General features: G+C 66.6%; 20 protein-coding genes and 1 riboswitch. Of the genes, 5 read left to right on the forward strand and 15 right to left on the reverse strand.

The annotated features are described in order from the left end of the window. Positions 1 to 13: 13 nt before the first annotated feature. Positions 14 to 628, reverse strand: coding sequence for a methionine biosynthesis protein MetW (gene metW, locus CVS48_RS03835; RefSeq protein ID WP_100853326.1), 615 nt, complete (start codon positions 626 to 628; stop codon positions 14 to 16). Beyond that, the gene (gene metX, locus CVS48_RS03840) at positions 625 to 1899 is read right to left on the reverse strand and encodes a homoserine O-succinyltransferase MetX (RefSeq protein ID WP_172616211.1); all 1275 of its coding nucleotides are present in this window, start codon (positions 1897 to 1899) and stop codon (positions 625 to 627) included. The genes metW and metX overlap by 4 nt, the downstream gene beginning before the upstream one ends. Beyond that, positions 1889 to 1970: riboswitch (SAM riboswitch) on the reverse strand. Its footprint overlaps the gene before it by 11 nt. Before the next feature lie 134 nt (positions 1971 to 2104). Here metX and CVS48_RS03845 point away from each other — a divergent pair. Beyond that, complete coding sequence (locus CVS48_RS03845; protein WP_100853327.1) at positions 2105 to 3112, forward strand: Ldh family oxidoreductase; 1008 nt, start codon at positions 2105 to 2107, stop codon at positions 3110 to 3112. Between the two features lie 84 nt (positions 3113 to 3196). Here CVS48_RS03845 and CVS48_RS03850 read toward each other — a convergent pair whose 3' ends face one another. Continuing rightward, a complete protein-coding gene (locus tag CVS48_RS03850) occupies positions 3197 to 4093 on the reverse strand; it encodes an AEC family transporter (protein WP_100853328.1) in 897 nt (298 codons plus the stop codon). 272 nt (positions 4094 to 4365) lie between these two features. Between CVS48_RS03850 and CVS48_RS29565 the strand changes: the two genes are divergently transcribed. Beyond that, entirely contained in the window at positions 4366 to 4611 is a 246-nt protein-coding gene (locus CVS48_RS29565; protein WP_279629469.1) for a helix-turn-helix domain-containing protein, read from the forward strand. On the opposite strand, the gene CVS48_RS03860 is transcribed toward CVS48_RS29565, so the two are convergent. After that, the gene (locus CVS48_RS03860; protein ID WP_100853330.1) at positions 4601 to 5158 is read right to left on the reverse strand and encodes a hypothetical protein; all 558 of its coding nucleotides are present in this window, start codon (positions 5156 to 5158) and stop codon (positions 4601 to 4603) included. The two genes, CVS48_RS29565 and CVS48_RS03860, sit on opposite strands and share 11 nt — an antisense overlap. A gap of 42 nt (positions 5159 to 5200) precedes the next feature. Between CVS48_RS03860 and CVS48_RS03865 the strand changes: the two genes are divergently transcribed. The 3 genes from CVS48_RS03865 to CVS48_RS03875 all read left to right on the forward strand — a co-directional run bounded on the left by CVS48_RS03865 (position 5201) and on the right by CVS48_RS03875 (position 8329). Next, positions 5201 to 6109 carry an alpha/beta hydrolase gene (locus CVS48_RS03865; RefSeq protein ID WP_100857495.1) on the forward strand — a complete coding sequence of 303 codons (909 nt, stop codon included), beginning with the start codon at positions 5201 to 5203 and terminating at the stop codon, positions 6107 to 6109. 32 nt (positions 6110 to 6141) lie between these two features. Continuing rightward, positions 6142 to 7713, forward strand: a complete 1572-nt coding sequence (gshA, locus tag CVS48_RS03870; RefSeq protein ID WP_100853331.1) for a glutamate--cysteine ligase — start codon at positions 6142 to 6144, stop codon at positions 7711 to 7713. A gap of 97 nt (positions 7714 to 7810) precedes the next feature. Next, entirely contained in the window at positions 7811 to 8329 is a 519-nt protein-coding gene (locus CVS48_RS03875; protein ID WP_100853332.1) for a lipocalin family protein, read from the forward strand. Between the two features lie 22 nt (positions 8330 to 8351). On the opposite strand, the gene CVS48_RS03880 is transcribed toward CVS48_RS03875, so the two are convergent. The 11 genes from CVS48_RS03880 to CVS48_RS03930 form a co-directional block, all read right to left on the reverse strand. Further along, positions 8352 to 9296 (reverse strand): M14 family metallopeptidase, encoded by a 945-nt coding sequence (locus CVS48_RS03880; RefSeq protein WP_100853333.1) that lies wholly within the window; start codon positions 9294 to 9296, stop codon positions 8352 to 8354. Positions 9297 to 9389: 93 nt separating this feature from the next. Continuing rightward, positions 9390 to 10382, reverse strand: a complete 993-nt coding sequence (locus CVS48_RS03885; RefSeq protein WP_100853334.1) for a Bug family tripartite tricarboxylate transporter substrate binding protein — start codon at positions 10380 to 10382, stop codon at positions 9390 to 9392. A gap of 156 nt (positions 10383 to 10538) precedes the next feature. Next, positions 10539 to 11453: a LysR family transcriptional regulator gene (locus CVS48_RS03890; RefSeq protein WP_100853335.1), complete on the reverse strand. Its 915-nt coding sequence runs from the start codon at positions 11451 to 11453 to the stop codon at positions 10539 to 10541. Between the two features lie 25 nt (positions 11454 to 11478). Next, on the reverse strand, positions 11479 to 12363 hold the full coding sequence (locus CVS48_RS03895; protein ID WP_100853336.1) for an alpha/beta hydrolase: 885 nt from the start codon (positions 12361 to 12363) through the stop codon (positions 11479 to 11481). After that, a complete protein-coding gene (locus CVS48_RS03900; protein ID WP_100857496.1) occupies positions 12356 to 13117 on the reverse strand; it encodes a GntR family transcriptional regulator in 762 nt (253 codons plus the stop codon). Before CVS48_RS03900 ends, CVS48_RS03895 begins: the two co-directional genes overlap by 8 nt. 96 nt (positions 13118 to 13213) lie before the next feature. Continuing rightward, positions 13214 to 13918, reverse strand: coding sequence for an ABC transporter ATP-binding protein (locus CVS48_RS03905; protein WP_100853337.1), 705 nt, complete (start codon positions 13916 to 13918; stop codon positions 13214 to 13216). Then, positions 13905 to 14675 (reverse strand): ABC transporter ATP-binding protein, encoded by a 771-nt coding sequence (locus CVS48_RS03910; RefSeq protein ID WP_100853338.1) that lies wholly within the window; start codon positions 14673 to 14675, stop codon positions 13905 to 13907. Before CVS48_RS03910 ends, CVS48_RS03905 begins: the two co-directional genes overlap by 14 nt. Beyond that, positions 14665 to 15651: a branched-chain amino acid ABC transporter permease gene (locus CVS48_RS03915; protein WP_100853339.1), complete on the reverse strand. Its 987-nt coding sequence runs from the start codon at positions 15649 to 15651 to the stop codon at positions 14665 to 14667. Before CVS48_RS03915 ends, CVS48_RS03910 begins: the two co-directional genes overlap by 11 nt. Beyond that, entirely contained in the window at positions 15648 to 16562 is a 915-nt protein-coding gene (locus tag CVS48_RS03920; RefSeq protein WP_054421256.1) for a branched-chain amino acid ABC transporter permease, read from the reverse strand. The genes CVS48_RS03915 and CVS48_RS03920 overlap by 4 nt, the downstream gene beginning before the upstream one ends. Beyond that, the gene (locus CVS48_RS03925; protein WP_100853340.1) at positions 16559 to 17752 is read right to left on the reverse strand and encodes an ABC transporter substrate-binding protein; all 1194 of its coding nucleotides are present in this window, start codon (positions 17750 to 17752) and stop codon (positions 16559 to 16561) included. Before CVS48_RS03925 ends, CVS48_RS03920 begins: the two co-directional genes overlap by 4 nt. 46 nt (positions 17753 to 17798) lie before the next feature. Continuing rightward, the gene (locus CVS48_RS03930) at positions 17799 to 18710 is read right to left on the reverse strand and encodes a fumarylacetoacetate hydrolase family protein (protein WP_100853341.1); all 912 of its coding nucleotides are present in this window, start codon (positions 18708 to 18710) and stop codon (positions 17799 to 17801) included. Between the last annotated feature and the right edge of the window lie 88 nt (positions 18711 to 18798).

Below are 18798 nucleotides of genomic sequence, written 5' to 3' on the forward strand. Positions count from 1 at the left end.
CGGTGTCGGAATGTCAGGGCGTGGCGAAACGGTACACCGCCAGCGTGCTGCGCCAGCTTGGGAACAACTTGACCTCGTGGCCTTCGTTGAACGTGGCGCGTTCCAGGATGCGCAGCTTCAGCTCGTCGGCCAATTGCTCGAAATCGCGCAGCGTGCACAGGTGGATGTTCGGCGTGTTGTACCACTGGTAGGGCATCTGGCCGGTGACCGGCATACGCCCGCGCAGGATGGCCCAGCCATGCGGCCAGTAGCCGAAGTTGGGAAACGACACGATGCCGTGGCGGGCCACGCGCGCCATCTCGCGCAGGATGTGCTCGGTGCGGTGCATGGACTGCAAGGTTTGCGACAGCACCACGGTGTCGAACTGCTTGTCGTCGAACAGCGCCAGCCCGTCTTCCAGGTTTTGCTGAATCACCTCGACCCCGCGCCGCACGCAAGCGATGACGCAGGTGTCGTCCAGTTCGACCCCCGCGCCGCGCACCTGACGGTGGTCGCGCAGGTGCGCGAGCAGCGCGCCGTCGCCACAGCCCAGGTCCAGGACGCGGCTGCCGGGCTCGATCCAGCCGGCGATGCGCGCCAGGTCGGGCCGCAGCGCGCTATGGGCATAGCGGGGGGTGACAGGATTCATTCGGAGCGTCCTTCGGTCTGCGCGGCGCCGGCGGCCAGGCCAAGCTCGCGCGCGATACGTTCGTAGTAGCCGCGCACCACGGCGTGGTAGCGCGCGTCTTCCAGCAGGAAGGCGTCGTGCCCATGCGGCGCGTCGATTTCAGCGTAGGTCACGGGGCTGGCGTTCTTCAACAGCGCGCGCACGATTTCGCGCGAGCGTTCCGGCGGAAAGCGCCAATCGGTGGAAAACGACACCAGCAGGAAGTCGGCCTTGGCCGGCGCCAGCGCGCGCGCCAGGTCGCCCCCCGTGGTGCGGGCCGGATCGAAGTAATCCAGCGCGCGCGTGATCAGCAGATAGGTGTTGGCGTCGAAATAGCGGGTGAACTTTTCGCCCTGGTAGCGCAGGTACGACTCCACTTCGAATTCGACGTCGTAGCCGTAGTGGTAGGCGCCGTTCTCGGCCGGCGCGCGTTGGGCACGGCCGAATTTTTCGGCCATGTCGTCGTCGGACAGATACGTGATGTGGCCGATCATGCGCGCCACCGACAGGCCGCGGCGCGGCACCGTGTCTTGCGCGTAGTAGTCGCCGCCGTGGAAATCCGGGTCGGTGATGATGGCGCGGCGCGCCACTTCGTTAAAGCCGATGTTCTGCGCCGACAAGCGCGGCGTGCTGGCGATGACCACGCAATTGGCCACGCGGTCGGGCAAAGTGATGGCCCAGCTAAGCGCTTGCATGCCGCCCAGCGATCCGCCCATCACGGCCGCGAAGCGGTCAATGCCGAAGTGGTCGGCCACGCGAGCCTGGGCGCGCACCCAGTCTTCCACCGTCAATACCGGGAATGCGGCGCCCCAGGGCTTGCCGGTGGCCGGGTTGATGCTTGCCGGGCCGGTCGAACCAAAGCAGGAGCCCAGGTTGTTGACGCCGATCACAAAGAAAATATTGGTGTCCACCGGTTTGCCGGGGCCCACCATGTTGTCCCACCAGCCGACGTCGCTGGGGTTGTCGGCCGCTTGCCCGGCAACATGGTGCGAGGCGTTCAGCGCGTGGCAGATCAAGACCGCATTGCTGCGCTGGGCGTTGAGCGTGCCGTAGGTTTCCACGGCCAGTTCGTAGGCAGCCAGCGACTGGCCGCTAAGCAAGGGCAGCGGCTCATCGAAGCGGATGAAGGTGGGTGCGACCAGGCCGACGGAACCGGGATCAACGGTGTCGGAAGTCGTGACGGTGGCGGGGATGAACCCGCTGGCCGGATCAGCGGCCAGATCACCGGCCAAATGTTGGGCAGGAGTGGTCATACGGACCTCTTTAGCTGGATTTATTGGAAGGCGCCCGCAAGCGGATCAGGCAAATCGGCGCCGAAATATGGGTAATGCATGGGTACAGCGAAAAGAATTCTAGCACTGCTTGCGGATGCTGCAGCCGCCCCGCGCTGGTGGGACAATCGTGTTTACCGGCGGCGCCCCGCCCCTGCGCGGCGCGCGCTCTCCTGACAGGAAGGCTATGGCTCACATCTATCTGGACGAACTGCAACACCTGGCGGCCGCCGCGCTTGCCGCCGCCGGCGCCAACCCGGCCATGGCGGACAGCACCGCCCGCGCGCTGGTTTTTGCGGAAAGCCAGGGCATCAGTTCGCACGGCCTGTCGCGCGTGCCGTTCTACGCCGGGCACCTGCGCGCGGGCCGCGCCATTGGTTCAGCCGTGCCGCGCATCGTGCATGAACGCGGCGGCGCGGCGCTGATCGATGCGGGCTCGGGCCTGGCGTTTCCCGCCTGCGCGATGGCGGTCGAACAAGCCGCGCTGCGCGCCCGTGAACACGGCATCGCCTTCATTGGCGTGGCCAACAGCCACCATTTCGGCGAAGCCGCCTACCACCTTGAAGCCCTGGCGGACGCCGGGCTGGTAGCGCTGGCCCTAAGCAATTCCCCCGCCGCCATGCCCGCCTGGGGCGGCAAGCGCCCGCTGTTCGGCACCAATCCCATCGCGGCGGTCTTTCCCCGGCGCAACGGCGCAAGGCTGGTGATCGACATGTCGCTGTCGCAGGTGGCGCGCGGCAAGCTGATGATCGCCGCGCGCGACAACCAGCCCATTCCGCTGGGCTGGGCGCTGGACGCCGATGGCCAACCCACCACCGACCCCAAGGCCGGCCTGGCGGGCAGCATGCTGCCGGCGGGCGGCGTCAAGGGCGCCATGCTCGCGCTGATCGTCGAACTGCTGGCTTGCGCGCTGACGGGAGCGCACTTTGGCTTCGAAACAGAATCGTTCTTTGTCGACGCGGGCGGCCCCGCGCGGCTGGGGCAGGCGTTCATGGCGATCGATCCCGGCGCGCTGGCCGGCAACAACGCCTACCTGGAGCGCGTGGAAACGCTGGTCGACGCCATGCTGGAAGACGACGGCGTGCGCCTGCCCGGCGACCGCCGCCGCAAGCTGCGCGACGCCGCCATCAAGCACGGCGTGGACATTCCCGACGCGCTGATGGCGCAGTTGCGCGACATGGCCGGGGCGGCCTGAAACCGCGAGTTTGGCCGGGGGTCTGGCTGCGGGTTTCGCCACGGGCTTCGCCAGGCATCACGACCCGCATCCCAGTCCGCCGCGCTACGCCCCGTGTGTGAACCACAGCATCAGCGGGGCCAGCAGCAGGAACACCACTGTCGACACCAGCACCGCGCCCGCCGCAGTGTCGCCCATCGTCGTGTAGCGCTTGGCATACATATAGCTGACCACGGCGCAGGGCATGGCCATCTGCAAGGTCAGCGCCCCGCCGAGCACGGGCTCCAGGTCCAGCGCCCACACCACGGCCAGCCCTGCCGCCAAGCCCACCACCAGCCGGATCGCCGCCACCTTGGCGCCATCGCGCAGGCCATTGGACGGAATCAACGCCAAGGCGTGGCCCAGGCTCAGCAGCATCAGCGGCACGGTGACGGCGCCCAGCATGCGCGCCGTTTCAATCAGCCATTCCGGCACCGGAATGTGCAACAGGCGCATCGCCACCGCCACCACCGACGCCAGCAGGATGGGGCTTTTCCAGCTGCCCTTGGTGTTGACGCCGGGCAGCAGCCGCACGGCCACGGTATGCATGACGAACGAATTCACCGCAAAAAACGCCACCGCCACCGACAGGCCCGCGTCGCCAAACGCCAGTTGCGAAATCGGCAGCCCCAGGTTGCCGGCGTTCGGCAGGCTCGCCGTGGGCAGCAACGTGCGCACCGGCAGCTTCCAGACCTTGAGCAGCAGCGCGCCGACCAACGCGCACAGCAGCAGCGCCAACAGCGTGGCGGCCGCCACGTCGGCCAGCGCGCGGTCGTCGAGCTGGGTCGTGACAAAGGTGTGGAACACCAGGGCGGGCGTGGTCACCGAGGTCACCAGCGTGGTGATGAACGCGCCGCCAAAGGGGATATCGCGCTTGCCCCAGAACACCCCGATGCCCACGCAGGACAGCAGGGGCAGCATCAGCACGATGGCTGAAAGATAGAACTGGGCGATGGCCAACATACAGCTATTCCGTCAAAGATAAGTAGATCAATTCGCCAAGGCATCAATGCTTGCGCGCTGGTCGGGGCGGCCGCAGCATGCAGCAACTTCAACGACGGGGCGCCTTGCCCCCTGCCGCCATGACCGCTACCCGCCGCCTGCCCACGATTCCGCGTTCATCCGAGTTTTCGCGTTCATCCGCATTCCCGCGTGCATCCGCATTTCAACGTTTGTGCGCGTTCCACCCAGAGCTTGCCCAGAGCGGCGGGCCCTTGTCGGCCCTGGGGCCACCCTTGGCGCCACTCACGTCGCTGTCGGCGCTGCCTGCCCCGAAAGCGCTGTCAGACCGCCAGGCCATGTGCCTGTTCTGGTCGGCGGCGGGCAAAACCAGTTGGGAAACCAGCCGCATCCTGGGCGTCAGTGAAAGCACCGTGAATTTCCATCTGCGCAACGCCTGCGCCAAGCTGGGTGTACGGGGCCGACGGGCCGCCGTGGTGGCGGCGCTGCGCCAAGGGCTGCTGGACACCGTCATTGCTTGACGGGGCTGCCGGGCTTGATCGCCACTGACTGCAGGAATTCCCGTGCGCGTTCCGGGGGCAGGCTTTCCGTCGTGCCGGCGGCCACCGCTTCGATCAGCATGGTGTCGGTCACCCAGACCCTGGCCTGTAACCATCCCGGCTTGCCCATGGCCTTGCCGTGCACCTCGATGTCCTGCCCATAGGCCGGCCATTGGGTGGGCGGCGGCGCCTGCATGTTGGTGTACAAGGACTGCATCAGCGCCATGCCCAGCGCCTGCCTGGCGGCGGGGTCGGCCGAAATCTCGGGCGGCAGCGGCGCCGACCCGATCGCGAACACGGCTTCGCCCACGGTCGCGGAGGACAGGGTAAAACGCAAGGTGTGGGTATCCAGGCGCAGGTCGCGGCTGTCGGTGGACACGCGGTCCGGGAATGCCGCGCGCACATGGCCATCGGCCACGTCGACTTCCCGCCAGTTGTAACGGGGCGAACAAGCGGCCACCAGCAAAGCCAACCCCACAATCAGGCCGGCTTTCTTGAACATGAAACGAAACAGCGATGAAATCGTCATTACCGTGACCCGACGGCCCACTCATTTCGAGGAATGCTGAAATTGTCGCCGATTTCCATGACCCCCGCGCCCGACGGCACCCCCTTGGCCAACTATCTTTGGCCCGCCGCCCCCAATGTGCCCGCCCCCATCACCGGCCCCGGCACCCCCAGCGTCTACCTGATGCATGGGCTGAGCGAACACGCCGGCCGCTACGACCGCCTGGCCCGTTGGCTGGCCGCGCGAGGCTGGACCGTGGGCGCGCACGACCATCGCGGCCATGGGCGTTCGGGCGGCCCGCCCGCCACCCTGAGCCACCAGGACGACCTGGTCCACGACGCCGTGGACCGCCTGCAGGCCTGGACGCAGGCTCAAGGCCGCCCGCCCATCTTGCTGGCTCACAGCCTGGGCGCGCTGGTGGCCGTGCGCATTGCCCTGCGTCGCATGGCCGAGCTGGACGCGCTGGTACTCAGTTCACCGCCCTTTGTCGTCAACGTGCCCCTGTGGGTGCGCCGCACGCTGACCTGGATGTCGCTGCATGCGCCCGACCTGCGCGTGCCCCACGGCCTGGCGCCCGCCCGTATCTCGCACGACCGGGCCGTCGTGAAAGCCTACCGGTCCGACCCGCTGGTGCGGCGGCGCATGACTGGCCGGTTGGCCCGCTTCGTGGATGAAAACGGTCGCGAATCCCTGCGCGAAGCCGGCCTGCTACCCTGCCGCACCCTGCTGATGGTGGCGGGGGATGACTCCATCGTCGCCGCCGAAGGCAGCCGCCAATTCGCCCAGCGCGCCCCCGCCGAATTGCTGACCCTGCGCTGGTACGACACCGCCTGGCACGAGATCTTCAATGAAACGGCCCCTATTTCCGATCCGGTTTATGCTGACCTGGACGAATGGCTGGCGCGCACGGCGCAGGCATTGTCCCTGCCCCCTGTATTGACTCCCTCGGCACAGGAGGCCGGCACCCCGTAAAATCCCGCGACAGACCCAAACGAGAAGAATCCGTGACTGATACCGCCGCCAACCGCCTCTCCCGCCTAGAGGCCAACCGCTCGCTGCTGACCCAGACGCTGCGAGGCATTGAAAAAGAAGGCCTGCGCGTGGACGAGCAGGGCATTTTGTCCCGCACGCCCCACCCTGCCGGCCTGGGTTCGGCGCTGACCAATGAACACGTCACCACCGATTACTCCGAATCGCTGCTGGAACTCATCACGGGCACGCATACCGATGTGGATGCGCTCCTGGCCGAGCTCACCAACACCCACCGCCACGTCTACAGCGTGCTGGACCACGAGCTGATCTGGAATCAGTCCATGCCCGCCACGCTGCCCGCCGAAGCGGACATTCCCATCGCGTGGTACGGCAAGTCCAACACGGGCATGCTCAAGCATGTGTATCGCCGCGGGCTTGCCGAACGCTATGGCAAGAGGATGCAATGCATTGCCGGCGTGCACTACAACTTCTCGCTGCCCGAAGACCTTTGGTCGGTGCTGGACACGCAAGCCGGGTCCGCGCAAGACCGCCGTTCGCGCGGCTATATCAGCCTGATCCGCAACTTCACGCGCTATTCCTGGCTGCTGATGTACCTGTTTGGCGCGGCCCCCGCGCTGGCCAGCGATTTCCTGCGCGGCCAGGACCACCCGCTGCACCGCCTGGGTGACCACACGCTCTACCTGCCCTACGCCACCAGCCTGCGCATGAGCGATCTTGGCTACCAGAACAAGGCGCAGTCGCAGCTGAAGCTTTGCTACAACGACCTGGACACGTTCCTGGGCCGCCTGTACGACGCCGTGACGCAACCCTGGCCTGATTACGAAAAGATCGGCACGCATCGCAACGGCGAATGGATTCAGCTCAACACCAACGTGCTGCAGATCGAAAACGAGTACTACTCCAGCATCCGCCCCAAGCGCGCCACCGGCCGCTGCGAACGCCCCATCACCGCGCTCACGGAACGCGGCGTGCAGTACGTGGAAGTGCGCTGCCTGGATATCGACCCCGAATCGCCCGTGGGCATCGATGCCAGCACGAGCCGCTTCGTCGACGCCTTCCTGCTGTTCTGCGCGGCGTCCGACAGCCCCTTCTTCCCCGCCAACGGCTACTGTCAGCGCAGCGCCGACAATTTTTCCACGGTGGTCAAAGAAGGCCGCAAGCCCGGCCTGACGCTGGACCGCGATGGCCAGTCCGTCGCGCTGCCGCAGTGGGGCCACGATCTTCTGGACCAGATCGCCCCCTACGCCGCGCTGTTTGATTCGGCCCTGGGCGGCAGCGCCTACGCCGACGCGCTGGCCGCGCAACGCGTCAAGCTGGATCAGCCCGACGCCACCCCGTCGGCGCGCCTGCTGGAAGCCCTGACGCAAAGCGGCCTGTCGTTTCACGACTACTCGCTGGCGCAAAGCGCCAGGCACGCCGACACGCTGCGCGCCCAAGCCCTGCCCACAGACCTGGCCGCGGCCTATGAACAGGCGGCGGTGAAGTCAACGCAGGAACAGCTACGCATCGAGGAGTCGGACACGGTGGACTTCGCCACCTACGTGGCCCGCTATCACGACGCCCTGAAAGCACCGCGCAAATAAGGCGTATCGTTAGGGTTTGCGTTCGCGGCGCGCGCGCCCAACAGGCAAGCGCGCGCCGTGGCTCAATCCGTTATTCGTCAAGCCGGAGGTTTTTTACATGCGCCGCACCGCAACATTCCTGATGGCCCTGGCCGCCAGCGTGGGCATCGCCCATGCCGCGCCGCCGCCCATGCAGACCGTGGAATCGGTGGACCTGAAACGCTACGCCGGGATGTGGTACGAAATCGCGAATTTCCCCATGTTCTTCCAGCGCAACTGCGTGGGCGACACCACCGCCGAATACACCGCGAATGCCGATGGCACCATCGGCGTGAACAATCGCTGTCGCACCAAGGACGGCGACATTGATTCCGCGACCGGCAATGCCACCGTCGTGGAAGGCAGCAACAACGCCAAGCTGGAAGTCACCTTCTTCAAGCCGTTCAAGGGCGACTACTGGGTCATCGGCCTGGACCCCGAATACCGTTGGTCCGTGGTGGGCACGCCTGATCGCAAGTACTTGTGGATATTGTCGCGTTCGCCGCAACTGCCCAAGGAAGAATTGGACAAGGCCCTGGCTGCTGCCAAGGCCCAGGGCTATGAACTAGACGAGCTGCGGTACACGCCGCAGAAATAACGCGCAGGGTCAGCCGACGCGCTCAGCCCGCATAATCGCGGGCCAGCCGCACCACCGTCACGCCCGGCTTCAACTGCCGCAACGACGGCATGATCAAGGTGCAGTTGTCGTAGGGCGTCACGATGGGCTGGCCATCCGCCCAGCCGATCACCGACCCAGCCTGCTCCAGCGTTTCCAGGCCCGTCCACGGCTGCGCGAACGTCACATCCATCGACGGCGCGACCACGGCGTCAGTCACTTCCAGCACGCGCTGCGTTGCCGGATCGGGCAGCCGCCAGCCGGCCGGCACGTCAGCCTCATCCAGCACCCCCGACTCCACCAGCATGCGGGCCACCATGTCGCGAGCGACATCGCGCGCGGCCAGCTCACCATGGAAACCGCATTCGATCAGCAAGGCGCAGGCGTCTTCACGCGCGGCGTCGCCGAACTGCGCGAAGTCACGCATCCGCACGCCGTCCTTGTGCCCCGCATCCACGATCACGTGCTGCGGCGCTTTCAGCCGACGCGCCAGCGCAATGTTGCGCGGCAGTACGCCGGTCAGCAGTAAAGGCGCGCCCGGCTCGTGCATGGAATGCAAGTCCAGCAGCCAATCTGCTTGCTGCACCCAGGGGCGCAACTCGGCGCCGCGCTGGCGGTCGGGCGTTGTGGGGTTGTCCAGACGCTCGGCGCTCCAGACGCGGTTCATGTCTTCGGCCACAAAACGCGAGGCGTCATGGTTGGCGTGGTCGAAGCGGTCGAAGGCGTTCAGGTTGCAAAAGGCCAGCGTCAGGCTGCCACGGCGCGGCTTGACGCCGGCCGCCAGCAGGTCCTTCAGCGCCCAGGCGCCGCACAGCTCGTTGCCATGCACCAGCGCGGTCACCATCAGCGCCCGCCCCGGCACGCCCGAATCAAAATGCCAGACGCCCGGCGTGTCGGTATTGCCGGCGCGCTCGGCGCTCAGGTCAGGAACGGGTAGCTTGAATTCCATGGTGTGATCCGCTTTATTCCGGTGTGGCAAGCGCTTGCGCTTGTGCTTGTGCCTGGGCTTGTGCCTGGGCTTGTGCCTGGGCTTGTGCGTGATTTATTGCGCTTCGATCTTGGCGGCCTTGACCAGCGCGCCGTACTTCTTCGTTTCTTCAACCTGGTAGGCCGCAAGGTCCACGCCCGGCTTGGCGATTTCACCGCCAGCGTCCTGCATCTTGCCGCGGAACTGGTCCGACTTCAGCGTCTCGTCCAGCGCGCCGCGCAGCTTGGCGACCACCGGCTCCGGCAGGCCGGCCGGGCCATACAGCGCGAACCACAGGTTGATGTCGACGGATTCAAAGCCCGGCGTTGCGGCCAGCGGCGCGATTTCGGGCGCGGCCGGCGAACGCTTGTTCTCCGTCAGGCCCAGCGCCACGATGTTGCCACTGCGCACTTGCGGCAGGCCCGAGGACAGCACCAGCATGCCGAAGTCCAGTTGGCCGCTCATCAGGTCGGTGACCAGGGGCGACACGCCACGGTACGGCACGTGCTCGGCGCGTGTGCCGGTGGCCTGGTTGATCATTTCACCGGCCAGATGCAAGGTGGTGCCCACGCCGGACGAGCCGTAATTGAACGTGCCCGCTTCCGCGCCGCGCAGCTTCTGCAAGTACTCGGCAGCCGTCTTGACGCCGGAGTTCTTGCTGGCGGCCAGCAGCATAGGCTGCGACGCCACCAGGCCCAAGGGCGTGAAGTCCTTGGCGCTGTCGTACTTCACGGCGGTGTTGATCATGCGAGCAATCACCATTTCGTTGGTGGAGCCCAGGAAAATCGTATAGCCGTCGGGGGCTGCGCGCGCCACGCGCTGCGCGCCGATCGTGCCGCCGGCGCCGCCCACGTTTTCAACCACCACGGTCTGGCCCAGGCGCTTGCCCAGCTCTTCGCCCAACAGGCGCGCGGTCAGGTCCAGGCTGCCGCCGGCGGGGTAGCCGACAACCAGTGAAATGCTACGGGAGGGGTAATCGGCGGCGAAGGCGGCCGGCGCGGCGGCCACGGCCGAGGCGGCACAGAACGCAACAAGCGCCGCACGCAGCGGATGCAGGTAAGACTTCATGTTTTCTTCCTTGGGGTGCTGAGGTGGACGGCGTAGCCGTCTCGTTGGAGGTATAGGCTCGTATTTTCACGGGCGCCCCGGCCATCAGCCGTGCTGAAACGGCACATCTTCGTGCTGATCCGGCCTGATCCAACCCCGCCGCCGCGACGGCGCGCGTCAGACCTTGCGATTCGCGGTGGCCTCCCAGGCCGCCTCCGCCAGGTCCGTCAAGCGAGCGCGCGGACGGTAAAGGCGCACCTCGAAAGCGATCTCTTCGCTGCGGCCGCCCAGCGCAACCAAGGCGCCGCGACGGCAATCCGCCGCCACCATGGACCACGGCAGCCACGCCACACCCAGACCCTTGGCGACCGCGCCGTGCGCCGCGTCCAACGAATCGCTGCGCACGAAAGGCGTCAGTGCATAGGGCGTGGTTTCCAGGCGGTCGCCCACAATGCGCTCCATCGCCAGGCCGCCCGTATAGGTGATCAGCGGCACCGGCTGGCCACCGTCTTGCAGCGCATAGCGGGTACGGCCACGCGCATCCACCTGGCTCACCGGCACCAGCTTGTCGGTGGCCAGCGTCATGTAGCGGTAGCGCGCGGGGCTCAAGGGCACGGACAAGGCCGGATGCTCGTAGCAGCACAACAGATCCACCTTGCCCTGCTCCAGCCGCACCACCAGATCTTTCGCCTGACCCGTCGACAGTTCAACCTGCGTGCCTTCGGTCAGCACCTTGGGCGTGCGATGCCGCAAGCGCGCAATCCAGTCCGCGACCAGCGTGCGCGCCAGGCTGCGGCCGGTGGCAATGCGCAGCACGGCGTCCCCGCCCGCGCCCGAACTGCTGATGCGATGGCGCACCAGCCCCATCTGTTCGACCACCTGCGTGGCCGTCCTGAGCAGCGCCTCGCCTTCCGGGGTCAGCGTCACGGGGAGGTGCTGGCGTTCGACCAGCGGCGCGCCCGCCCAGGCTTCCAGCGCGCGGATGCGCCGCCCGAACGCGGGGTGGGTGACGTGACGCAGTTCGGCGGCGCGCACGAAACTGCCCGTGCGCGCCAGCGCGATCAGGTCTTCCAGGAGTTTCAGATCAGCCATGCGCGGCGGCCATCAGCGCTGGCCCTCAACGGGCGGCCAGCCCCATCATCGCCAGCGTGGCCCGGGTCAGCGCGCTGTCCGGGTCTTCCAGCTCGTTGACCAGGTCAAAGTGGTTGCAGTGCGGCGTGGGAATGCGGGTGGACGCCAGGCCCGCCGCGTTCCAGGCCGCCTCGAACGCGCTCGTCTGGTTCTTGAAGCCCTGCGTCTCCAGCCCGCCCACGGCCAGCAACATGGGGCCGGCGCGCTCGGGCAGATTGAAGATGGGGCTTTGATGCGCGGCCTGCTCCGGCGTCAGGCGCAGCCAGGTGTTGGGCAGGATGTCGCACAGCGGGCGCAGATCAAACAGGCCGGACAAGGCCAGCGTGCCCTTGATGATGTCGTCCGGCACGCCATAGCGCGCGGGCCAGCCGGGTGCGGCCAGCATGCCGGCCAGGTGGCCGCCGGCCGAGCTGCCGCTCACGTAGATGCGCTCGGGGTCCACACCATAGGCCGCCACGTTCTGGTACAGCCAGGCCACGGCGGAACGCACTTCGCGCACCACTTCGCCCAGCGTGGCTTCGGGCACCAGCGTGTATTCCAGTGTGGCCACGGCCGCGCCCGCCGCGTTGAAGGCCTCGGCCATCACGGGCGCGTCTTCCTTGCGCTGCGCGCGCCAGTAGCCGCCATGGATGAACACGAACAGCGGCGCGGGCGCGCGGGACGCGGCGGGCAGGAACAGGTCCAGCCGCTCGTCCTGACCCATGCCGTAGCGCAGGTCCAGCACGCCGGGGCGGCGCGAGCGTACCCGCGCCGACGAGTCCGCGTAGCGCCGCACGCAGGCGTCAAAGTCGGCCACGGACTCGCGCGCGTTGTATTGCACATCGCGCTCGGCGATAGAGGAAAAGAAAAGATCGATCTCGGCGTTATGCATGTCGTGCCTGGGTGTCGGGCTGTGAAATGATGCGTTCGATGAACTGCGCGGTCTTGCGGTAGTGCGCGGCCAGCATGGCCACGGAACGCTCGGCGTCGCGCGAGATCGCGGCGTCCAGCAGTTGGCGGTGCTCGTCATCAACGTTGCGTTCCGGCCCATAGGCCGTGGCGCCCGCGCGCGCGGGGCGGCGGTAGCGCTCGGTTTGCGCATACAACTGCGTGGACAGGTCCAACAGCCAATGCGAGCGGCAGGCGCCAATCAGCGCGTGATGGAAATCCAGGTGGCGGGCTTCCAGCAAATCTTCCAGTTCGTCGGACGGGGCTGACGCTTCACTCGCGCGCTGCGCCGCCAGCGTCAGCGCGTGGTAGGCGCCGACCAGCCGCGCTTCCCAGGCGTCGTCCGCATTCGCCAGCGACCGGCGCAAGGCATCGCAGTCGATCAGGATGCGGGTTTCACAGGCGTCCCACATTTCCTCGACCGACAAGGGCGCGATGCTGAAGCCGCGCGACGTGGTGTTCACCACCATGCGTTCGCTGCGCAAGCGGTTGAGCGCTTCGCGGATGGGCGAAAAACTGCTGCCGTAGCGCTGCTTCAACAATTCCAGCCGCAGCGACTGGCCCGGCGCGAAAACCCCGCTCATGATGTCGCGCCGAAGCAGGCGGTAAACCTGCTCCGACAGCGTGATGTCTTCAACGTCGGCATTCCCGGCCGATCCGGAATCGTCCTGGCGGGAAGCTTTGATTCTTGGCTTCAACATGCTCTCCAGATGTCAGCGGCGTGTCCGCTGATCCGCGCACAGGCGGCCCATTCTACTCGCGCCCAGGGGCGGCACGGGTAGGCCGGGCGGGCCTCATATACCCAGATACCGCTGCGCCAATTCGGGTTGGGCGGACAGCTCGGCGGGCTTGCCCGACCAGGCCACGCGGCCCTTGTCCACGATGTAGTGGCGGTCGACCAGCGTGGCCATTTCGGGCAGGTTCTTGTCGATGACCAGAATGGTCTGGCCCTCGGCCTTCAGCGACCGTAGGCAACGCCAGATCTCCTGGCGAATCAGCGGCGCCAGCCCTTCGGTGGCTTCGTCCAGGATCAGCAGCTTGGGGTTGGTCATCAGCGCGCGGCCCACCACCAGCATCTGCTGCTCGCCGCCCGACAAGGTGCGCGACGACTGCCCGCGACGCTCTTTCAGGCGCGGGAACAGGGTGTAGACGCGCTCCAGGTCCCAGCCGTTCGTTGACCCACCCGCCGCCGCGCGTGCCGTCGCCACCAGGTTTTCCTGCACCGTCAGCGAACCAAACACGCGCCGCCCTTCCGGCACCAACCCCACGCCCAGGCGCGCCACCGTGCTGGGCGCGGACCGGCCCAGCGTCTGCCCCCGGAACTGCACCGCGCCGCCGGTGGCGGGCAACATGCCCATCAAGGTCTTGACCGTGGTGGTCTTGCCCATGCCGTTGCGGCCAATCAGCGAAATCACCTCGCCCTCGCTGGCCTCGAACGACATGCCGAACAGCACCTTGCTGGATCCGTAACCGCCCGTCAGGCCGTCAACCTTCAACATGTTCTTCTCCCAGGTAGGCCGCGCGCACTTCCGGATGGCGGCGCACCTCGTCCGGGGTGCCGCTGAACACCACGCGGCCGTAGACCAGCACGCTGATGCGGTCGGCCAGCGCGAAGACGGCGTCCATATCGTGTTCGACCAGCAGCACCGCGTAATCACCCTTCATGCCTTGCAGCAGGCGCGTCATGCGCGCCGATTCCTCGGGCCCCATGCCGGCCATGGGTTCATCCAGCAGCAACAGACGCGGCTCGCGCGCCAACGCCACCGCCAGTTCCAGTTGCCGCCGTTCGCCATGCGCCAGATCGGCCGACCGCACATGGCGGCGGTCAGCCAGCCCCACATGCGTCAACCACTGCATGGCCTCGGCCTTCAGGCCGGCGTCGCGGCGCGGATCGGACCAGGCGCCAAACGCGGGCCCGTCCTTCAGCATGCGCGACAAGATCACGTTTTCCAGCGCGGTGAATTCGTGGCAAAGCTCGGTGATCTGGAACGAACGCCCCAGGCCCAGCCGCGCCCGCTCGAACGCGCGCAGCCCGGTCACATCCTGCCCGTCCAGATGGATGGTGCCGGAGTCCGGCTGGATCTCGCCGCAGATCTGCGCAATCAGCGTGGACTTGCCCGCGCCGTTGGGGCCGATGATGGCGTGGATTTCGCCGGGCCGCACATCCAGGTCCACCCCATTGGTGGCCACCACCGCGTCAAAGGCCTTGCGCAACTGCGTCAGCCGCAACAGGCTTGCTTGGGCGTCAGTCGACATGGCGCGTCTCCAGCAATTTGCCGAACAGGCCCTTCTGGCCCCACAGCACCACCAGCACCAGAATCGGCCCCATGTACAGCAGCCAATGCTCGGTCAGGGACGACAGCATCTGCTCCAGGCCCAGGAATACCGCCGCGCCCGCGATCGGGCCCAGCAAGGTGCCCACCCCGCCCAGGATGACGATGGCCATCAGCTCGCCGGACTTCGTCCACGCCGCCATGTCGGGCGTCACCAGCCCGGCATAGTTGGCCCACAGCACGCCCGCCAGCCCCGTGCCCACCGCCGACAGCACGAACGCGCTCAGGCGGTACGGCGTGGGCGCCACGCCCAAATTCAGCGCGCGCCGCTCGCTTTGGCGTAGCGCCTGCAACACCATGCCGAAGCGCGAATTGGTGATGCGGATGCACAGCAGCGTCCACGCCGTCAGCAGCGCCAGGCACACGTAATAAAACACCATGGGGCTTTCCAGATTGATGCCCGGCAACACGTTGCGCTGCGTGATCATCAACCCGTCGTCGCCGCCGTAGAACTGTAGCGACACCAGGATGAAATACACCATCTGCCCGAAGGCCAGCGTAATCATGATGAACTGCACGCCGCGCGTGCGCAGCGCCAGGTAACCGAAGACCCAGCCCGCCAACGCGCACACGGCCAGCGCAATCGGCCACACCACCAGCGCGGCATTGCTGCCGGCCCAGCCGAAGATGGGCCCCGCCTCGGCCGTGTGAAAGGCAATGATGCCCACCGCGTAGCCGCCCAGGCCGAAGAACATGGCGTGGCCAAAGCTGACCATGGCGCCGTAGCCGATCACCAGGTCCAGGCTGACCGCCGCCAGCCCGTAGATAAGAAAGCGCGTCACCACGCCAATCAGGAACGGCGAGCCCGAAGCCAGCGCGGCGGCCGGCAGCAGGATCAATACCACCAGGCCGGCCAAGCCCCAGCGGGCGCGATTCGAAAGTGTCTTTGCCATCATCATCCTCGCGCCGGAAACAAGCCGCCCGGCTTGGCGATCAGCACAATCGCCATCAACACATAAATGCTGGCCGACGCCATGCCGGCGGCCAGCGGGTCCGCCGTGGCGGGCGAGAACATCGTGGACAGCAACTGCGGCAGGAAAGCCCGACCCAGGCTGTCGACCATGCCCACCAGCAAAGCGCCCGCCAAGGCGCCGCGCACCGAGCCGACGCCGCCAATCACAATGACCACGAAGGTGGTGATCAAGATGCGTTCGCCCATGCCGATTTCCACCGCCAGCAGCGGCGCGGCCATCACGCCGGCCAGCCCGCACAGCAGCGCGCCCAATCCGAACACCAGCGTGTAGAGCTTGCGGATGTCCACGCCCAGCGCGTCCACCATTTCACGGTCATCCGCGCCGGCGCGGATCAGCATGCCGATGCGCGTGCGGTTCACCAGCCACCACAAGCCCACCGCCACCAAGGCGCCGATGGCGATGAACGACAGGCGGATCAGCGGATACTGAAAGCCCGGCGCCAGCGTCACCGCGCCTTCCAGGAACGACGGAATGCCCACCAGCGGCGGACGCCGGCCAAAGATCAGGCTGACGGCTTCGTTCGAAAACAGCAGCAGGCCGAAGGTGGCCAGCACCTGGTACAGGTGATCGCGCTTGTAAAGCTTGCGTATCACCAGCACTTCGACGGAGATGCCGTACAGCCCCGCCCCCAGCAGCGCCGCCAGCACGCCCGCCAGGAACGAGCCCGTGGTGCCGATGGCATAGGCCGCGCAGTACGCGCCCACCATGTAGAACGAGCCATGCGTCAGGTTGACCACGCCCATGATGCCGAAGATCAGCGTCAGTCCGGCCGCCAGCATGAACAGCATGGCGCCGAACTGCAGGCCGTTAAGCAGTTGTTCGAACAGCAGCGTCATGACGGCATCTTGCAGAATTGGGCGTAGGCGTCCTTGTCGTCAGACACCAGCTTGCGAACCAGATGCGGCGCCAGGCCGCCCGCGCTGTCCTTGTCGATGCGCATCAGGTACAGGTCCTGAATGGGATGCTGATTGGTGTTCATGCTGAAGTTGCCGCGCAAGGACGTGAAGTCGGGCTTGCGCAGCGCCGCGCGGAATTCCGCCGCCTTGGACAGATCGCCACCCGTGGCCTTCAAACCCACGCCGATCAACTGCGCGGTGTCGTAAGCCTGCATCGCGTAGTCGGTGGGCACGCGGCCATAGGCTGCCTTGAAGGCTTTGACGAAGGCCTGCGATTGCGGGTTGTTGAAGTCTTGCGACCAGATGCCCGTGGTGTAGGAACCCAAGGACGCGTCGCCCGTGGCCTGGATCATGCGCGCGTCCATCGAGAAGCTGGGCATCAGCATGGGGATGCTCTTGTTCAAGCCCGCCGCCGCATACTGCTTGACGAAGTTGATGCCGGTGCCGCCCGGATGAAACTGGTAGATGGCTTCAGGCGCCAGCGAGCGCAAGCGCGCCAGTTCCACGGAAAAATCCGACTGGTCGAGCTTGGTGTAGATCTCGGCCACGACCTCGCCCTTGTAGGTGCGCTTGAACCCTTCGATGGCGTCGCGGCCGGCCTGGTAATTGGGGGCCAGCAGCACCACGCGCTTGTAGCCCAGTTCATTGGCCGCCACGCCGCCCGCCGTGTGGAAGGCGTCGTTCTGGTAGGACGCCACAAAATAGTTGGGGTCGCACTTTTCGCCCGCGAAGTTCGACGGGCCAGGATTCAGGCTCACGTAGAACGCGCCCGACTTCACCACGCCGGGCACCACGGCGGCCAGTACGTTGGAGAAGTTCACCCCGGTAAAGAGCTTCACGCCGGATTGCACCAGGCGGTCGGCCGCCTGCTTGGCGTTGGCGGGCTTCAAGCCGTCGTCTTCGATGACCAGTTGCACGGGCACCCCGCCCAGCTTGCCGCCGCCTTCCTTGATGGCCAGGTTGAAGGCATCGCGCTCGTCTTCGCCGATGTAGCCGGCCGGCGTGGACAAGGTGGCGATGAAGCCGATCTTGACGGGCTCGGCGGCGCGCGCGGCGCCCATCACAACGGCCGCGCCCAGCGCGACGGACAACGCGGCGGCCACGCCGCCCAGTTTCTGTTTCTTGATCATGTTTTCCCCTTGAAGACTGCGTTGCCCGCCTGGCGGCAGGCCTGAGCTAAACCGCCACCACCGGATGGCGCAGCGTGCCGATGCCTTCCACACACGCCACCACCACATCACCCGGCCACAACCATTCCTGCGGCTTGCGGCCCGCGCCCACGCCTTCCGGCGTGCCGGTGGCGATGATGTCGCCCGGTTCCAGCGTGATGCCGGCGCTGATGTCCGCAATCAGGAACGGCACTTTGAAGAGCATGTGGCGCGTGTTCGATCCCTGCTTTTTTTCGCCGTTGACGGTGAGCCACAAGTCCAGCACCTGCGGGTCCGGAATTTCGTCGGCGGTGACGATGCACGGGCCGAACGGCGCGTAGGTGTCCTGGCCCTTGGAATAGATCCATTGCCCGGCGCGGCGGCAGTCGCGCGCGCTCATGTCCAGCATGACGCTGTAGCCGAACACGTAGGACAGCGCATCGGCCTCGGCCACGCGCGAGGCACGGCGGCCCATGATCACGGCCAGCTCCACTTCCCAGTCCAACTGCTGCGTGATCTTGGCGTTGTGCTCGATGGCGTCGCCCGGACCGATCACGGTGGTGGGCGGCTTGGAGAAGATCACGGGCTGCTTGGGCAGGTCGGCCGACGTATCCAGCGTGCGGCTGGATTCAGCCACGTGTTCAACGTAGTTCAGGCCGATGCCGAAAATGTTCTTGCGCGGACGCGGAATGGGCGCCAGCAGCTTCACGTTCTCTTGCGGCAGCGCCGTGCCCACGGGCCACTCGCCACGGTAGGCGTCCATCAGGCGGCTGGCCTGCGCCACGGCCACCGGGCCCAGGTCGATGAACGCCAGCATGTCGTCGGGCAGGTCCACGCCGCCGGCACGGCCGAGCAAGGCCAGGTCAATTACATAGCCTTCGGCCAGCGCGCCAAGCCGCGCGGCAGCGGTGGGATGAGCGCGAAAAGTCACCAAGCGCATAGGAACTCCATTGATTCAGGACGGGTTGAGTAGGAAGAGTTAAGTCAGGACGAGTTGAGCCAGGCGCGCGGACCAAGCCCGCGCGGCG

This window comes from Achromobacter spanius (assembly GCF_002812705.1).
GTDB classification, from domain to species: Bacteria; Pseudomonadota; Gammaproteobacteria; order Burkholderiales; family Burkholderiaceae_B; genus Achromobacter; species Achromobacter spanius.

What these genes read in the sequence shown, in the direction of transcription:
- CVS48_RS03915 (WP_100853339.1), bottom strand. Translation starts at nt 15,651, where the DNA reads ATGATGATGGCAAAGACACTTTCGAATCGCGCCCGCTGGGGCTTGGCC.
- metW (WP_100853326.1), bottom strand. Translation starts at nt 628, where the DNA reads ATGAATCCTGTCACCCCCCGCTATGCCCATAGCGCGCTGCGGCCCGAC.
- CVS48_RS03880 (WP_100853333.1), bottom strand. Translation starts at nt 9,296, where the DNA reads ATGGAATTCAAGCTACCCGTTCCTGACCTGAGCGCCGAGCGCGCCGGC.
- CVS48_RS03895 (WP_100853336.1), bottom strand. Translation starts at nt 12,363, where the DNA reads ATGCATAACGCCGAGATCGATCTTTTCTTTTCCTCTATCGCCGAGCGC.
- CVS48_RS03930 (WP_100853341.1), bottom strand. Translation starts at nt 18,710, where the DNA reads ATGCGCTTGGTGACTTTTCGCGCTCATCCCACCGCTGCCGCGCGGCTT.
- metX (WP_172616211.1), bottom strand. Translation starts at nt 1,899, where the DNA reads ATGACCACTCCTGCCCAACATTTGGCCGGTGATCTGGCCGCTGATCCG.
- CVS48_RS03860 (WP_100853330.1), bottom strand. Translation starts at nt 5,158, where the DNA reads ATGACGATTTCATCGCTGTTTCGTTTCATGTTCAAGAAAGCCGGCCTG.
- CVS48_RS03885 (WP_100853334.1), bottom strand. Translation starts at nt 10,382, where the DNA reads ATGAAGTCTTACCTGCATCCGCTGCGTGCGGCGCTTGTTGCGTTCTGT.
- CVS48_RS03920 (WP_054421256.1), bottom strand. Translation starts at nt 16,562, where the DNA reads ATGACGCTGCTGTTCGAACAACTGCTTAACGGCCTGCAGTTCGGCGCC.
- CVS48_RS03845 (WP_100853327.1), top strand. Translation starts at nt 2,105, where the DNA reads ATGGCTCACATCTATCTGGACGAACTGCAACACCTGGCGGCCGCCGCG.
- CVS48_RS03925 (WP_100853340.1), bottom strand. Translation starts at nt 17,752, where the DNA reads ATGATCAAGAAACAGAAACTGGGCGGCGTGGCCGCCGCGTTGTCCGTC.
- CVS48_RS03890 (WP_100853335.1), bottom strand. Translation starts at nt 11,453, where the DNA reads ATGGCTGATCTGAAACTCCTGGAAGACCTGATCGCGCTGGCGCGCACG.
- CVS48_RS03850 (WP_100853328.1), bottom strand. Translation starts at nt 4,093, where the DNA reads ATGTTGGCCATCGCCCAGTTCTATCTTTCAGCCATCGTGCTGATGCTG.
- CVS48_RS03905 (WP_100853337.1), bottom strand. Translation starts at nt 13,918, where the DNA reads ATGTTGAAGGTTGACGGCCTGACGGGCGGTTACGGATCCAGCAAGGTG.
- CVS48_RS03875 (WP_100853332.1), top strand. Translation starts at nt 7,811, where the DNA reads ATGCGCCGCACCGCAACATTCCTGATGGCCCTGGCCGCCAGCGTGGGC.
- CVS48_RS03910 (WP_100853338.1), bottom strand. Translation starts at nt 14,675, where the DNA reads ATGTCGACTGACGCCCAAGCAAGCCTGTTGCGGCTGACGCAGTTGCGC.